Source organism: Streptomyces lateritius (assembly GCF_014649715.1).
Taxonomy (GTDB): domain Bacteria; phylum Actinomycetota; class Actinomycetes; order Streptomycetales; family Streptomycetaceae; genus Streptomyces; species Streptomyces lateritius.
The window spans coordinates 72,861-86,836 of the sequence record NZ_BMTO01000002.1 but is presented as its reverse complement, the minus strand read 5'-3'; the positions used below and the strand labels follow the sequence as shown (position 1 = coordinate 86,836).

At 71.9% G+C, this 13,976-nt stretch carries 12 protein-coding genes; 4 read left to right on the top strand and 8 right to left on the bottom strand.

Annotated elements, in window-relative coordinates; translation table 11 throughout:
* Positions 1-10: 10 nt before the first annotated feature.
* Positions 11-595, bottom strand: coding sequence for an RBBP9/YdeN family alpha/beta hydrolase (locus IE136_RS03705; RefSeq protein WP_189599416.1), 585 nt, complete (start codon positions 593-595; stop codon positions 11-13).
* A gap of 110 nt (positions 596-705) precedes the next feature.
* A complete protein-coding gene (locus IE136_RS03700) occupies positions 706-2,982 on the bottom strand; it encodes an ATP-binding cassette domain-containing protein (RefSeq protein WP_158988685.1) in 2,277 nt (758 codons plus the stop codon).
* Between the two features lie 109 nt (positions 2,983-3,091).
* Here IE136_RS03700 and IE136_RS03695 point away from each other — a divergent pair, with 109 nt between their 5' ends.
* Positions 3,092-3,892: a TetR/AcrR family transcriptional regulator gene (locus IE136_RS03695; RefSeq protein ID WP_189599410.1), complete on the top strand. Its 801-nt coding sequence runs from the start codon at positions 3,092-3,094 to the stop codon at positions 3,890-3,892.
* Here the strand turns inward: IE136_RS03695 and IE136_RS03690 are convergent.
* Complete coding sequence (locus tag IE136_RS03690) at positions 3,872-4,579, bottom strand: TetR/AcrR family transcriptional regulator (protein ID WP_189599408.1); 708 nt, start codon at positions 4,577-4,579, stop codon at positions 3,872-3,874. The genes IE136_RS03695 and IE136_RS03690 overlap by 21 nt on opposite strands.
* A 216-nt stretch (positions 4,580-4,795) precedes the next feature.
* On the opposite strand from IE136_RS03690, the gene wrbA reads away from it, so the two are divergent.
* Complete coding sequence (wrbA, locus tag IE136_RS03685; RefSeq protein ID WP_158988688.1) at positions 4,796-5,404, top strand: NAD(P)H:quinone oxidoreductase; 609 nt, start codon at positions 4,796-4,798, stop codon at positions 5,402-5,404.
* Positions 5,405-5,560: 156 nt separating this feature from the next.
* Positions 5,561-6,190: a rhodanese-like domain-containing protein gene (locus tag IE136_RS03680; RefSeq protein ID WP_158988689.1), complete on the top strand. Its 630-nt coding sequence runs from the start codon at positions 5,561-5,563 to the stop codon at positions 6,188-6,190.
* 7 nt (positions 6,191-6,197) lie between these two features.
* On the opposite strand, the gene IE136_RS03675 is transcribed toward IE136_RS03680, so the two are convergent.
* Positions 6,198-6,845: a TetR/AcrR family transcriptional regulator gene (locus tag IE136_RS03675; protein WP_158988690.1), complete on the bottom strand. Its 648-nt coding sequence runs from the start codon at positions 6,843-6,845 to the stop codon at positions 6,198-6,200.
* A 62-nt stretch (positions 6,846-6,907) separates the two neighbouring features.
* Between IE136_RS03675 and IE136_RS03670 the strand changes: the two genes are divergently transcribed.
* Positions 6,908-8,398 carry an MFS transporter gene (locus IE136_RS03670; RefSeq protein ID WP_189599407.1) on the top strand — a complete coding sequence of 497 codons (1,491 nt, stop codon included), beginning with the start codon at positions 6,908-6,910 and terminating at the stop codon, positions 8,396-8,398.
* A gap of 118 nt (positions 8,399-8,516) precedes the next feature.
* On the opposite strand, the gene IE136_RS03665 is transcribed toward IE136_RS03670, so the two are convergent.
* From IE136_RS03665 to IE136_RS03650, 4 genes are all read right to left on the bottom strand, one after another.
* Entirely contained in the window at positions 8,517-10,679 is a 2,163-nt protein-coding gene (locus IE136_RS03665; RefSeq protein WP_189599404.1) for a TerD family protein, read from the bottom strand.
* A gap of 158 nt (positions 10,680-10,837) precedes the next feature.
* Positions 10,838-12,055, bottom strand: a complete 1,218-nt coding sequence (locus tag IE136_RS03660; RefSeq protein WP_158994504.1) for an RNA polymerase sigma factor — start codon at positions 12,053-12,055, stop codon at positions 10,838-10,840.
* A gap of 29 nt (positions 12,056-12,084) precedes the next feature.
* Complete coding sequence (locus IE136_RS03655) at positions 12,085-12,510, bottom strand: YciI family protein (RefSeq protein ID WP_189599397.1); 426 nt, start codon at positions 12,508-12,510, stop codon at positions 12,085-12,087.
* 143 nt (positions 12,511-12,653) lie between these two features.
* Positions 12,654-13,964 (bottom strand): winged helix DNA-binding domain-containing protein, encoded by a 1,311-nt coding sequence (locus tag IE136_RS03650; RefSeq protein ID WP_308432366.1) that lies wholly within the window; start codon positions 13,962-13,964, stop codon positions 12,654-12,656.
* Positions 13,965-13,976 lie beyond the last annotated feature (12 nt).

Here is a 13,976-nt window from a genome sequence, read left to right as displayed (position 1 = left end):
CCGGACGACCCTACCGGCCGCGCAGCCGCGCCGAGGGGTCTTCGCACCACTCCAGGACCGAGGGCCACGCCCCGTATCCGGCCGCCATGTCCAGATGACCGCCGGAGGCGACGAGGTCGCGGTCGAGGGAGAGCGGGTCGCCGTAGTGGACGGCCGCGCCCTCGGCGCAGTACGGGTCGCCCTCCCCGTACACGAGCCGGGTGGGGACCTTGAGTCGTACGGCGCCGAGGTCGAGGCCGGGATCCGTGCCGAAGCCGGCGATCTCGGGGATCGAGGCGGTGACGGCGGGGGAGGGCGGGGCGACGAGGAGGGCCCGGTCGGCGGTGAGCTCGTCGGGCGTCCGGGCGGCGGCCTGCAGCCAGAGAAGCACGGCGAGGCTGTGGGCGACCACGACGAACTCACCCCCACCGGCCGGCGGCCGCAGCTCACCCCGCAGCGCCGCGAGCCAGTCGCCCAGAACGGGCGCGTCCGGCTCGGGCAGCTGTGGATACCGCACCTCGTGCCCACGCTTCCCGAGCCGCCCGGCGAGCCAGTGCTGCCAGTGCCCTTCAGGGCGGTGGTTCTGGAAACCGTGGAGGATCAGGAACGTCGTCATGGCCCGATCGTGGGCCCTGCGCGAGAGCCGGGGAAGGTCGGTTTCACGGTGTGGATGGCCTCCGCAGCTCCCCGAGCGGTGCGACGGGGCAGGGAGTCCGGCACGGGGACTCAGCCGACGTACCGGCGGAGGTGGCGGGCCGTCAGCGTGTCTCCCTTCTCGACCAGGTCCGACGGTGTGCCCTCGAAGACGATCCGGCCGCCGTCGTGGCCCGCTCCCGGGCCCAGGTCGATGAGCCAGTCCGCGTGGGCCATGACCGCCTGGTGGTGCTCGATGACGACGACCGTGTTGCCCGCGTCGACGAGCCGGTCGAGGAGGGAGAGGAGCTGGTCGACGTCCGCCAGGTGGAGTCCCGTCGTCGGCTCGTCCAGGACGTAGGTCGCGCCCTTCTCCGCCATGTGGATGGCGAGCTTCAGGCGCTGGCGCTCACCGCCGGACAGGGTGTTCAGCGGCTGCCCGAGGCGGAGGTAGCCGAGGCCCACGTCGTTCAGCCGGCCCAGGATCGTCCGCGCCTGGCCCTTCGCCGTGAAGAAGTCGTACGCCTCCTCGATCGACATCGACAGGACCTCGTGGATGTTCTTGCCGTCGAGCGTGTACGTGAGGACCTCCGGCGTGAAGCGCCGGCCCTCGCACTCCTCGCAGACCGAGGCGACGCCCGCCATCATCGCCAGATCGGTGTAGACGAGCCCGATGCCGTTGCACTTGGGGCAGGCGCCCTCCGAATTGGCGCTGAACAGTGCGGCCTTCACACCGTTGGCCTTGGCGAAGGCCGTACGGATCGGGTTCAAAAGCCCCGTGTACGTCGCCGGGTTCGAGCGGCGCGAACCCCGGATCGGGGACTGGTCGGCGACGACGACCCCCTCCCGGCCCGGCAGGTTCCCGTGGATGAGGGACGACTTGCCCGACCCGGCGACCCCGGTGACGACCGTCAGTACCCCGGTCGGGATGTCGACGCTCACGTCCTGGAGGTTGTGCTGCGTGGCGCCCTCGATGGAGAGGAAGCCGGTCGGCCTGCGCACCTCGGCGCGCAGCTTCGCCCGGTGCGCGAGGTGGTTCCCGGTCAGCGTCCCCGAGGCGCGCAGGCCGGGCACGTCGCCGCTGTAACAGATCTCCCCGCCCGCCGTGCCCGCCCGGGGCCCGAGGTCCACCACGTGGTCGGCGATCTCGATGACCTCCGGCTTGTGCTCGACGACGAGGACCGTGTTGCCCTTGTCGCGCAACCGCAGCAGCAGGTCGTTCATCCGTTGGATGTCGTGCGGGTGCAGCCCGGTGGTCGGTTCGTCGAAGACGTACGTGATGTCGGTGAGCGAGGACCCCAGGTGCCGCACCATCTTCACGCGCTGCGCCTCGCCGCCGGAGAGGGTGCCGGACGCCCGGTCCAGGCTGAGGTAGCCGAGGCCGATCTCGACGAGCGAGTCGAGCAGCTCGCGCAGGCCGGCGAGGAGCGGCGCCACGGAGGGGTCCTCGATCCGGCGCACGAAGGCCGCCAGATCGCTGATCTGCATCGCCGAGCAGTCGGCGATGTTGACCCCGTCGATCCTGGAGGAGAGGGCCGCGCGGGTCAGCCGGGTGCCCTCGCACTCCGGGCAGTCGCGGAAGACGACCGCCCGGTCGACGAAGGCCCGGATGTGGGACTGCATGGCGTCCCGGTCCTTGGCGAGCATGGTCCTCTGGACCTTCACCACCAGGCCCTCGTAGGTGAAGTTGTTGCTGCCGACTTTCACCTTGACCTGCGGCTTGTGGAGGAAGTCCGCCCACTCCCGCTCGGTGAAGTCGCGCAGCTTCTTGTCGGGGTCGTAGAAGCCGGAGTGGGCCATGATCTGCCAGTACCAGGAGTCCACGGCGAAGTTGGGGACGGTGATCGCGCCTTCGTTGAGGGACTTGGACCGGTCGACGAGCTGGTCGATGTCGATGTCGGAGATCTGGCCGACGCCCTCGCAGCGCGGGCACATGCCCTCGGGGAGGTTGAAGGAGAAGGCCCCCGAGGTGCCGATGTGCGGGGTGCCGAGGCGGCTGAAGACGATCCGCAGCATCGTGTACGCGTCGGTCGCCGTCCCCACCGTGGAGCGGGAGTTGGCGCCCATCCGCTCCTGGTCGACGACGATCGCGGCGCTGAGGTTGTGCAGCCCGTCCACGTCCGGCCGACCGAGGGACGGCATGAAGGACTGGAGGAAGGCGCTGTAGGTCTCGTTGATCAGGCGCTGCGACTCGGCGGCGATGGTGCCGAAGACGAGCGAGGACTTCCCGGAGCCCGAGACACCGGTGAAGACCGTGAGGCGTCGCTTGGGGAGGTCGACGGAGACGTTCTTGAGGTTGTTCTCCCGGGCCCCTCGGACCTGGATGACGTGGTGGCTGTCCGCCTGCTGGTCCGGTGCGTCGGTGGTCATGCGTACGCCCTCCAAAGGTGGTCCCATTCTCCGTACACGGTACTCTATACAACGTACAAAGTGAGGGCGGATTGGTTCAGTGCGGCTCTGACCTGCGAGAATGGGTGACATGGCCAAGGAGCGAAGCAGCGGCGCCGGTGATCCGGCGCGCACCCTCGAACTGCTGTGGCGGGACGGCGCGACCGTCCCCGCGAGCCGGCGCGGGCCCCGGCAGGGCCTGACCGTCGACGCGGTCGTCGAGGCGGCCGTCGGCCTCGCCGACGAGGGTGGGCTCGACGCGCTCACCATGCGCGCGGTCGCCCAGCGCCTCGGCGTCACCCCGATGACCCTCTACACCTACGTCCCGGGTAAGGCCGAGCTGCTCGACCTCATGCTGGACGCCGTCTTCCTGAAGATGCCGCGCACCGCCTCCGGGGTGGACGCGCCGTGGCGCGAGCGCGTGACGGCGGTCGCCGACGAGAACCGCGCGCTCTACCTGCGCCACCCCTGGCTCGCGGAACTGCGCGTCCACCGGCCGCCGCTCGGGCCGGGCGTGATGACGAAGTACGAGCACGAGCTGGGCGCCTTCGAGGGCCTGGGGCTCGACGACGTCACCATGGACTCGGCGCTGACGCACCTCCTCGGCTTCGTCCAGGTCGCGGCCCGTACGGAGCTGGACGCGCGGGCGGTGGACCGGGAGAGCGCGCTGTCCGACGAGGAGTGGTGGGCGGCTCACGAGCCGCTGCTGGAGCGGATGTTCGACGCGGAGCGGTTCCCGCTCGCCTCACGGGTGGGGGAGGCCTCGGCGGTGGCGTACCAGGGCCTCTACAGCCCGGACCACGCCTACGCCTTCGGTCTCGCTCGCGTACTGGACGGACTGGCGGCGCTGATCCCTGCGGACCCGCCGGGCTCAGTCCCCCAGGGTCAGTAGGGCGTCGAGGCCCGCCTTCAGCTCGTCGGCGGAGAGGTTCCGCTCCACGGACAGGTGATGCATCAGGCTCGGCGAGAACGGCGCGAGCAGGAGGTGGGCCAGCAGCGCGCCGTTCGTCTCGGGCCGGAGCCGCGAGATCAGCAGCGTGACGTGGGTGTGCATGGCGAGGTACGCGCCGCTCGTGTAGCGGGCGCTGGGCGCGGCGGCCTGAGCGGCGAGGAGCAGCTCGCGCTGCTCGATGACCCGGTCGACGAGCGCGTCGAGGAAGGCGCGCAGCCGCTCGTCGGCCGGGGCGCCGGGGCCGAGCGGGGGTGGGCCGCTCATGTACGACTCCTGGAACTGCCGTTCCCGGTCGTCGAGGAGTGCCCAGAGGAGCTGGGCGACATCGCCGAAGCGGCGGTAGACGGTGCCGACGCCGATACCGCTGGCGTGGGCGACCTGGTTCATGGTGACGGCGCCGGGGCCCACCTCGGCGACGATGCGGGCGGCCGCGTCGAGGATCTTGCGCCGGTTGCGGGCGGCGTCGGCCCGCTCGGGGGCGGGCCGGTCGGCGGTCGGCAGGAGGGGGAGTCCGAGGCCGGGGCCAGGGCCGGAGGCGAGGGGGATCGGAGGAGAGCCGGGGCCATCCTGCGAGGCGGCGGAGCCCGGGATCTCCGTACCGCCCGCAGGGCTTTTTCTGGTGCTCATCTCGTCCGCCTGCCCTTCGTCCGCATGCCCCCTCGGTCCGTCCGTGACACGAGCATAACGGAGCGCTATCCGCTTCCCCGTGGCTTCCCCTTGCGAACCGGAACAATATCCGTTTAACCTCGTTCCATCGCTGAACCGGAAAGGAATCCGGTTAGTCCGGTCCGGTCGGATCCAGGTCGGATCAGGTCACGGCCCAAGGCTCAAGGGGAGCTCGTCATGTCCGTCAAGGTCGCCGTCATCTACTACTCCGCCACGGGGAACGTCCACGAGCTCGCCCAGGCCGTCGCCGAGGGCGCGGAGAAGTCCGGAGCCGAGGTCCGGCTGCGCCGCGTGCCGGAGCTCGCCCCCGACGCGGCAATCGACGCGAACCCGGCCTGGCGAGCCCACGTGGACGCCACCGGCGACGTCGAGATCGCCACGCTCGACGACCTGGAGTGGGCCGACGCCTACGCCCTCGGCTCGCCCACCCGGTTCGGCAACGTCGCCGCGCAGCTCAAGCAGTTCATCGACACCACGGGCGGGCTGTGGCAGCGGGGCGTCATGGCCGACAAGCCGGCCACCGCCTTCACCAGCGCCCACAACGTGCACGGCGGCAACGAGTCGACGCTGCTCGCGCTCTACAACTCCTTCCACCACTGGGGCTCGGTCATCGTCTCGCCCGGCTTCACCGACCCGGCCGTCTACGCGGCCGGCGGCAATCCGTACGGCACCGCCCACCCCGGCGCGAACGGCGCCCCGGAGGAGAACGTGCTCCAGGCCGCCCGCTACCAGGGCGAGCGGCTCACGAAGATCGCCAAGCGCCTGAAGGGCCTCGCGGTCGACTGACCTTCTGCCGCGTACTCACGACCTGCCCCCGGGACGCAGTCTCCGGGGGTACCCCATCGGGGGCGCGGGGGAGTAATTACCACCCTCGGCGGGGTTGCTTCCAGGAGCATGCGTCACGTCACGCATGACCAGGGCGACCCCAAGGATTCCTCGCGCATGAACACTCCCCCCTCCCCGAACCCCCCCTCCTCGAATCCCCTCTCCCTCGACGCCGACCAGGCTCGCGCCCGACTGGCCGAACTGACCGTCGTCGACGTCCGTACCCCCGGCGAGTACGCCTCCGGACACGTGCCGGGCGCACTCAACGTCCCCCTCGACCGGCTCGGCCGCGCCCTCCCCGCGCTCCAGGCGGCCGCGGGCCGGGGCGAGCTGCTCGTCGTGTGTCAGTCGGGCGCCCGCTCGGAGAAAGCCCGCGCTCAGCTCTCCGCCCACGGGATCCGCGCGCTGGACCTCGCCGGCGGCACGGCCGGCTGGGCCTCCCGCGGCCACGCGCTCGCCCGCCCCGAGGGCGCCCCGGCGCGCGCCGGCTGGGCCATGGAGCGCCAGGTCCGCCTGGTCGCCGGGTCGCTGGTCCTGATCGGCCTGGCGCTGGGGCTGTTCGCGCACCCGGCCTGGCAGTTGCTGTCGGCGGGCGTCGCGGGCGGGCTCGTCTTCTCGGCGCTCACGAACACCTGCGGGATGGCGGTGGTGCTGGGCCGACTCCCGTACAACCGCGGCCCGGCGGCCGGTCCCGGCCTGGACGCGACGCTGGAGCGCCTGAGCCGAGGCCAGGCGGACGCCCGCTAGGTCCTCGTCACCGGCCGTACCTGCCGAGGAACATGTCCACGCCGTCGACGATCAGCCGCTCCGTCAGGTCCTCGCTCAGCTCGGTGCCGTAGTGGCTGAAGACCATCTGCGGGTAGATCAGGAGGGCGTACAGCTGGATGATCGCGACCTCCAGGTCGGGGATCTCCAGGCGGCCCCGGTCGGCGAGCGCGCGCAGCGCGTCGGCGACGGCCGGGTGGTGGCCGGCGGGCCCGTGGTCGCGCCAGGCGCGGCCGAGTTCGGGGAAGCGGTGGAGCTCGGCGGCGACGAGGGAGCGCAGGGCGCGGACCTCGTCGTTCTCGCGGACGGCCCGGACCCAGGCGCGGGCGGCCTCGACGAAGGCGGCGCGCAGGTCCTCGGCGTCGGCGAGGCGGGCGAGGTCGGGGCCGTTCTCGTGGTCGGCGGCCGCCAGGGGTTCGTCGAGGGCGCCCGCGACGACGGCCGTGAAGAGCGCTTCCTTGCTGCCGAAGTGGTTGTAGACGGTGACCTTGGAGACGCCCGCCTCGGCGGCGATGGCGTCCATGCCGACCCCGAATCCCTCGCGCAGGAACAGGGCGCGGGCGGCCCGCACGATGGCCTGGCGCTTACGGGCGGCTCGGGGGCCGCTGGGGGCCTGCTTCGGCGTCTCGGCGCTCATGATCCGACCCTACCAACAACTGAACTCTTGAGTTCATCTGAACTGAACCGTACAGTTCAGTCATGACACCTTCCTCGCACGCGCACGCCCCGGATCACGCCCGCGCCCCGGACCACGCCCACACGGCTGCCCTTTCGCCCCCGCCCACCCATCCCCGCCGCTGGACGGCCCTCGCCCTCATCTGCGTGGCCCAGTTCATGCTGATCCTCGACGTCACCGTGGTGAACGTCGCGCTGCCGCGGATGGCCGCCGATCTGGGGCTCGCCCGCACCTCCCTGACCTGGGTGGTCACCGCCTACACCCTCTGCTTCGGCGGCCTCATGCTGCTCGGCGGCCGGCTCGCGGACGCCCTCGGCGCCCGCCGCACCCTGCTCGCCGGCTTGGCTCTCTTCACGGCCGCGTCCCTGGTGTCCGGCCTGGCGACGAGCGGTCCGATGCTGATCGGCGGCCGCATCGCACAGGGCGTCGGTGCCGCACTGCTCTCCCCGGCCGCACTCTCGCTGGTCACGACGTCCTTCCACGGGGCCGAACGCGCCAAGGCCCTCGGGGTCTGGGCCGCCATCGGCGGCACCGGTTCCGCCGTCGGTGTCCTGCTCGGCGGCGCGCTGACCGACGGACCGGGCTGGCCCTGGGTCTTCTACGTCAACGTCCCGGTCGGCCTCGCCCTGCTCGCCGCCCTCCCGGCCGTCGTCCCGTCAGTCGTTCCGACCCGCGCCCCGCAGGCCGCCCGAGGTCTCGACGCGCCGGGCGCGCTCCTGGTCACCGCCGCCACCGGATCCCTCATCTACGGCCTGGTCCAGGCGGGCGAAACCGGCTGGACGTCCGCGTCCGCGCTGCTGCCCCTGCTGGGCTCGCTCCTCCTGTACGGGACCTTCGCCGCCGTCGAACGGGCGAGCCGCGCCCCGCTGATGGACCTGCGCATGTTCACCCGGCGCCCGGTCCTCGCGGGCTCGTTCCTGATGCTGGTCGCGACCGGGCTGCTGATCTCCTTCTTCTTCCTCGGCTCCGTCCAGCTCCAGCACCTCAGCGGCTTCAGCGCCCTCAGGACCGGCCTCGTCTTCCTGCCGGTCGCCGTGACCACCGCCGTCGGCGCCCACCTCGGCTCCCGCCTGGTCGGCTCCCTCGGCCCGCGCGCCTGCGCGACCGGCGGCATGGCGATCGCCGCCCTCGGCTGCCTCCCGCTGGCCCTGGTCACCCCCGGCTCCAACCCCTGGACCACACTGATGCCGGCCCTCTCCGTGGCCTCCCTCGGCCTCGGCGCGGTCTTCGTCACCGCCACCACCACCGCCCTCGGCCTGATCGACCCCCACGAGGCGGGCCTCGCCTCGGGCATCGTCAACACCTTCCACGAGGTGGGCGGCTCGATCGGCGTCGCCCTGGTCTCCACGGCCGCGGCCACGAGCCTCTCGACCGGCCCCCACCCCCCGACGGCCACCGGCTTCACAGCCGCCTTCACCCTCTGCGCGGCCACCGCCGCGACAGCGGCCCTCACGGCCCCCGCCCTCATCCCCCGCGGCAAACCCCGCCCGACAGCCGGCCCCCACGCCCACTGATCCGCACGCCCCTCAGCGAGACGGACCGTCTTGCTGGGGCGGCGCGATCCTCGTCGGCCGCCCCAGACACTCCCCAAGCGGTTCTACCTGGATAGCTGGTCCAGCGGGTCTAACGGGTCTAGCTGTTCACCCCGACCGGCTCAGACGCGGTGCGGCCGCGACCGGCGCGACGCTCGAACTGGGCGAGATGCGCGACCACTGCGGCGTAGAAGCGGTCGACAGCCTCGTCGACGCTTCGGATGAACCCCGACTCGGTGCTTCCGCGGCTGCCGCCCATCCCTTTGAAGAGGGACAAACGGAATCCGGCGATGGGTGCGCCGTCCTTCGGCAGCAGATCACCGGGCTCCGGGCGCAAACGCTCCAGAGTGCCACGCGGCCCGTTCCGCCCCTCGACCAAGGTCTCCACATGAAGGTCTGCCGGGGCATCGGCGAGCACGCGGACGAGCCGCTTCGCCACAGAGAGCGGATAGCCGCTGTCGGGCGCCGGGACATCGACCGAGGTCCGGAGCTTCCCCGTCCGGAGATCAGCGGTGATCGCGAGAATGCCGTCGGCCCCGTCGATGCGTACCTCCGCGGACAGTCGACCCTCCTCGCACAACCGGTCGGCGAGTTCGGCCCGCCGGGACTTCGGGTCCGTACCGCGCTTGGCCCGTTGCACCGGGAGGGCCTTCTGGCCGAGTTCACCGCCGAGCCGAAGGCAGACCTGGCGGATCAACCTTTCCCAGTTCTCGACGACCTCGACCGCACGGGGATCTCCCTGGCAGATGGTCTCGGTGTCGATGCCGTTGCGGACGGGGACCCAGGAGGACCCCATGTTCTGGAACCCGTGACAGCCGGAGTTCTCGTGCTGGAGATAGTGCAGAAGCTCCTGCAGGAGCCAGGCGTGCGCGGCGTTCCCCACGCCTTCGTGCCTGATCAGCATCTGCGCCTGATGGGCGACCTCGGCCCAGGAGAGATGCCACAGCGCGACCTTGTGCTTGCGCCTGCCGTCCACCTTGACGTCGACCAGCGGACTGCCTTCCAGCGCGACGTCGTTGGAGAGGGTGATGACCGCCTCGTAGCCCCGACGCGCCGCGATGTCCATGTAGTTCTGGACCTGCTCCGCCTTCAGGGCGTTGCCGTTCGTCTTCGTCTCGACGAGAGCGGTCCAGAGCTTTCCGGCACGCTCCACCCGGATCACGCCGTCGGGACGCTTGGGGCTCTCGCCATGGGGGAGGGAGACCTCGGTGAAGGTCTGCATCCGACCCGCCGGGGCGCCGAAGGCCGCAGTGAGCCGACGGCCGAACTCGGGTACCTCGGCCATGACCGAGAGCAGCACGGACGTGGCCCGTACCTCCCGTTCCCGGTCACTCTTGTACGACGGCACGGGGAAGAGGCGGGCCGGCTTCCAGGAGTCGTTCTCGGCGAGGGACTTCTTCGCTGCCTTGGGCAGCGTGACCTTCTTCTTGGCGGTACGCGGTCCACGGCGGCGCTCCGGTGCCGGGGCCTGTTCCGGCGCCGAGGCGGGTACTGCGGCTGCTTCCTGTGCCGGTGCGCAGGGTTGGGCGGGGACGGCGTTGAGGACGGGGCCGGGTACTGATGCGGGAGCGGAGAGTGCCGGCGGCTGGGGAGCAGTGGTGACCGCCCCGCCGACCACCTCTGATGCCACGTCGGACCCGTCAAGGGAAGCGGCGTGGACCCCGGACTGCTCACCTTCCTCGCCCTCTTGCCCCTCCTCCGTGTCGTCGTCCTCGACGACGTCGATGCCGAAGTCGTTCGCCAGACCGGCGAGCCCCGTGCCGTAACCCTGCCCGACCGCACGGAACTTCCACTCCTCGTTGCGCCGGTACAACTCGCCGAAGATGAACGCGGTCTCCACCGTGGCGTCCGAGATGGAGAAACCGAGCAGTGTCTCGCCCGCGCGATCGGCCAGGGTCAGGCGCAGATCGTCCAGGTCGCCGAAGCGGGTGGCGCCGTGGGCGCTGTACTGGCTCGCGGCGACCACGATGCTGGTCACCTCGTGGGGAACGGCGGTGAGGTCGAGGCTGATGCGGTCCTCGCTGCCGTTCTCCGTCGGGGTCTTGCCCAGTAGTTGCACGCTGCCGTCATCGGCGGCCGGGTGGTTGTAGAAGTAGAAGTCGGAATCGCTGCGGACCTTGCCGCTGCTGTCCAAGAGCAGTACGGACACGTCCGCGTCGCCGTCCCCCGTCGCGCTGCTCCAGCTCAGGCTCACGATGACGGAACCCGTGTCCTCGCTCAGAGCGGCCAGGCCGACATTGGCTCCCTTGACCATTTCGTGCATGTGTCCCCCTGGACATGCGGTCGCCGTAGGCGGATACGGACGGCCGCGAAGAAGGTGATGTCCCGATCTGGGCGCCCCAGGGGAACCGTAGCGTCCGGTGCGGGAGTTCGAGGAGAGGATGTGAAATTCGGACGCGAATTCAGGATTCCCGACGACTCTCACCGTGCCAAACGAGCGGCCTTCGTCTCCAGGTAGTGGCGTTCCGGGACGCTGAGGGTGAGGCGGGCCGCCGTGCGGTAGGCGGTGAGGGCGGCCTCGGTGGCGCCGGTGCGTTCGAGGAGGTGGGCGCGGACCGCCTCAAGGCGGTGGTGGTGGGGGAGGCGGGGTTCGAGGGCGGCGAGGGCGGCGAGGCCGGACTCGGGGCCGTGGACCATGGCGACGGCGACCACGCGGCCGAGTTCCGCCATCGGGTCGGGGGAGTCCGCCGACCGGGCCACCAGCAGGTCGTAGAGGGCCAGGATCTGCGGCCAGTCCGTGTCCCCGGCGCGCCGGGCCTCGTCGTGGAGGGCCGCGATGGCCGCCTGGAGCTGGTACGGGCCGGGCGGGCCCTCCGTCAGGGCCTCCTCCACCAGGGCCGTGCCCTCGGCGATCGCCGCCGCGTCCCAGAGCGTACGGTCCTGCTCGTCGAGGGGGATCAGCTCGCCGTGCGGTCCGGTACGGGCCGCGCTGCGGGCCTCCGTCAGCAGCATCAGGGCCAGCAGGCCGGTCACCGCGCCCTCCCGGGGGAGCAGGCGGCGCACGGCCCGGGTCAGCCGGATCGCCTCACGGGCCAGGTCGGCGCGGTGGAGGTCGGGGCCCGAGGTCGCGGTGTAGCCCTCGTTGAAGATCAGGTAGAGGACCTGGAGCACGGTGGCGAGCCGGGCGTCCCGGTCCCCGGGCCCCGGCTGGTGGAAGCGGCGGTCCTTCAGCTTCTGCTTGGCCCGGCTGATCCGCTGCGCGATCGTCGCCTCCGGTACGAGATGGGCCCGGGCGATCTCCGCCGTGGTCAGGCCACCGACCGCGCGCAGCGTCAGCGCGACCCGCGCGGCGGGCGCCAGCACCGGGTCACAGCAGAGGAAGAGGAGCGTGAGGGTGTCGTCGTCGGACGGAGCGGCCCGGGTCTCGCGGAGTTCCAGGCGTGCGGCCGTCTCCTCGCGCCGGGCCCGCGCCTCGTCCGCCCGCAACAGGTCGGTCAGCCGCCGCGAGGCCACCCGGATCAGCCAGCCGCGCGGGTTGTCGGGCGTCCCGCTCTCCGGCCACTGGCGGGCGGCGGCCAGCAGGGCCTCCTGCACGGCGTCCTCCGCCGCGTCGAAGTGTCCGTACCGGCGCACGAGCGCGCCGAGGACCTGCGGCGCGTGGCGGCGCAGCAGGTCCTCGACGGCCTCCTCCTTGCCCATACCGCTCATGCCGGTCATGTTGCCCGGGATCAGGTGGTGAAGAGCTCGGACTCCGGGCGCTCGTCGATCTGCCGGATCACCACCGGGTACTCCGGCGCCCCGGCCGGCTGCGGACACCGAGCCACGCGCGCCGCGATCTCGGTGACCCTCTCCAGGCTCTCGCAGTCGAGAACCCAGTACCCGGCGAGCAACTCCTTCGTCTCCCCGTACGGCCCGTCCGTGACCACCGGCTTGCCCTCCTTGTCGACGGTCACGAACCGGGTCCGCGCGGGCTCGACGAGCCCCTGCGCGTCGACCAGCTCACCGGACTCGGCCAGATCGTCGTTGATCGCGCTCATGAAGGCGAACATGGCCTGAAGGTCCTGCTCGCTCCAGGCGGGGCTCTGCGCGGTGGCCTTGCCCTTCATGGCTTCGTAGTCGGCCTGTGCGCCCTGCACCATGACGAGGTACTTCATGACGTGCTCCCTGGTATCGATCTCGTGCTCGGTTGTCGCTTCCTTTCACAGGGGACGTCGGATCCGGGCGCCGATTCTCGACACCGCGCGGGGGCGGACGCGGATTCCTTCCGAAATCCACCCGCAGAGCCTCCATCAGCCGCTCATCGCGAGCCTCCGCCCGCCAGTTCCCGCTCCAGCGGCGTGCGGAAGCGCGGTGTGACGCGTACGTCGCCGACCCACCCCGCCAGCCGCGCCGCCTCCGCCTCGATCGCGGCCCGCGCCTCCTTGCCGGACGCCTCGACGGACGCCTGGCCCGACGCCTCACCGGCGCCGTCGAGGAGGCGCCAGACGATCTCGCCGTCCGGGCGCTGGGCCCAGCCGCCGACGATCCGGCCGTTCCACCACACCGTGGGCCCGATGTTCCCGCTGCGGTCGTACAGCGCCGCCTTGTGGGCGGGGTCGGTGTACCAGTCGCGGTACTGCCAGCCCATCGCCGTCGGGTCCAGCGCGGGCAGCAGCGCCGCCCACGGCTCCGGCGCCGGTACGGGTTCGGTGTCGCCCGGCAGGACGTGGCCGATGCCCTCCGCCAGCTCCACGGTCTCCGTGCCGATCGCCGCCAGCGCCTTGCGGACGTCGGTGACCTTCCACCCGGTCCACCACTTCAGGTCGGCCTCCGTCGCGGGTCCCGAGGCCGCGAGCCACCGCCGTACCAGCTCGGCGTGCGCGTCCGTTTCGCTCGGGTCGGGGCGGGCCGGTGTCAGCGTCCAGCGGAAGCGGCTGGAGGTCCAGGCGCCCTGCGGCCGGCCGCGGGCGATCCGGCCCTCCATGCCGAGGACGCGCAGGAGGCGGCTGGAGAGCGGCTGCGGGCCCTCCTGACGGGTACCGACCCCGTAGACGTACTCCGCCCGCAAGCGCGGGACGGCCGCTCCCAGTTCGGCCCCGGTGGCCTCTCCCCGTACCGCCAACTCCGCGAGGAGGAGCCGTTCGGTCTCCGCGAGCCAGTCGGCGTCGTACGCGCTGCCGGCGGTCAGGTGCCTGAGGAGCGAGGCGCGTTCGCGGGTGGCGACGTCACGGGTGGTGGAGGCATGCACGGCGGGGACCAGAGCGGTCGGGAAGACGAAGATCGTGTGCCGCATGCCGTGCATCCGGGTCAGTGTCCGGTCCTCGTACAGGGCCCGTTCGAGATCCGCCACGGGGCCCGCGTCGCGCGAGCCCCGCGCGTCACCCACCTCATGCGCGGCGTGGGCCGCCCCCGCGTCGCCCGCAGCTCCCCGCGCAGCGCCGGCAGCCCCGCCCCTGCACCGCGCGCCCACCGCCAGGAACACGCTGGCCGGGTCGGTCGCGTGCAGCGCCACCAGGGAGTTCACCACCTCCACCGCGCTCGACGCCCGCGCGCCGCCGGCCAGCCGGTGGCGTACGGCCAGCCGGGCCCTGCGTTCGTCCCCTGTGATCACCCGCGTCTTCGCACCCATGCCGACCAGCAT